Consider the following 1,423-nt stretch of genomic DNA (forward strand, 5'->3'; position numbering starts at 1 on the left):
GTCAAGACCTGTGGATCAAGAGTTTTAGGCAGCTGCGGATGGAGCCTGGTCACCGGGTCGTTCGACGAGTTTGCCGCCGGCGAAGGTCGCTCCGGCGCGGACCAGCGCGACGAGGTGGGGTGCGTTGACCGCGCGCCAGCGAGCCTGGGCCGACTCGATCAGCTTGAAGGCCATGGCCAGCCCGGCGGCCCGCGAGCCGGGCCCCTTGGTGACCTTGGTGCGGTGCCGCACGGTCGCGAAGGTTGATTCAATGGGGTTGGTCGTGCGTAGATGAATCCAGTGCTCAGCCGGGTAGTCGTAGAAGGCGAGCAGTTCGGTGACGTCGCCGGTCACCTTCGCGACGGCCTTGCCGTATTTGGCGCCATAGGTGGCCTCGAATGCCTTGACCGCCGTCAGGGCATGCTCTTTGTCCTCGGCGTTCCAGATCTCGGCCAGAGCCTTCCTCGCGCCGAGGTGAGCCGACTTCGGTAGCGCCCCGAGGATATTTCCGATCTTGTGAAACCAGCAGCGCTGCTCCTTGGCCTGCGGAAACACCTCGCGTAGCGCGCCCCAGAAGCCGAGTGCGCCATCACCGACCGCGAGCACGGGCGTGCTCATACCGCGCCGCTTGCAGTCACGCAGCAGATCGGCCCACGATTCGGTGGACTCGCGGTAGCCATCGGTCAGCGCGATGAGCTCTTTGCGGCCGTCGGCACGTACCCCGATCATCACCAGCAGGCACAGCTTGTGCTCTTCCAGGCGAATGTTGACGTGGATGCCATCGGCCCACAGATAGACGTAGTCGACGCCGGACAGATCACGGGCGGCGAAGGCGCGCTGCTCGGCCTTCCACTGCTCGGTCAGCTTCGTGATCACCGGCGCGGACAGCCCGGCGGTGGAACCGAGGAACTGTCCCAGTGCGGGCACGAAGTCCCCGCTGGACAGGCCATGCAGATATAGCAGGGGCAACACCTCGGTGATCTGCGGGGTCTTACGCGCCCATGGCGGCAGGATGGAGGAGGAGAAGTGCTGCCGCTCGCCGGTCTCGGTGTCGATGCGCTTGTCATTGATACGCGGCACGGTCACCTCGATGGCGCCGGCCGCGGTGAGGATCTCCCGCGTCTGGTGGGTTCCGTTGCGCACGACCAGGCGGCGACCATGTTCGTCACGCTCGTCGGCGAACTGGGCGATGTAGGCGTCCACCTCGGCCTTCAGCGCTTCGGCCAGCATCCGGCGAGCGCCCTCGCGCACGATCTCATCGATCAGCGAGGAAGAGGAGGAACTACCGGGTCGGCAGCGATCGCCGTCGGCGGGGTCAGGGACTACGGTGAGCAACGGGTGTGCCTTCCCGACCGACGTTGGCGCGTCGGTCATGCTTGAGATCACATGATCATCGGGAAGGTACACCCCTTCCCGGCCGATCCACAGGTCTCAAGCATTGCTC

Annotated in this window: 1 protein-coding gene; it reads right to left on the bottom strand. The window is 65.4% G+C overall.

The window, feature by feature from the left end; all coding sequences use genetic code 11:
• Positions 1–24: 24 nt before the first annotated feature.
• Positions 25–1,314 (bottom strand): IS256 family transposase, encoded by a 1,290-nt coding sequence (locus ACSDR0_RS50560; RefSeq protein WP_435296126.1) that lies wholly within the window; start codon positions 1,312–1,314, stop codon positions 25–27.
• Between the last annotated feature and the right edge of the window lie 109 nt (positions 1,315–1,423).

This window comes from Streptosporangium sp. G11, from assembly GCF_051192615.1.
Lineage (GTDB): Bacteria > Actinomycetota > Actinomycetes > Streptosporangiales > Streptosporangiaceae > Streptosporangium.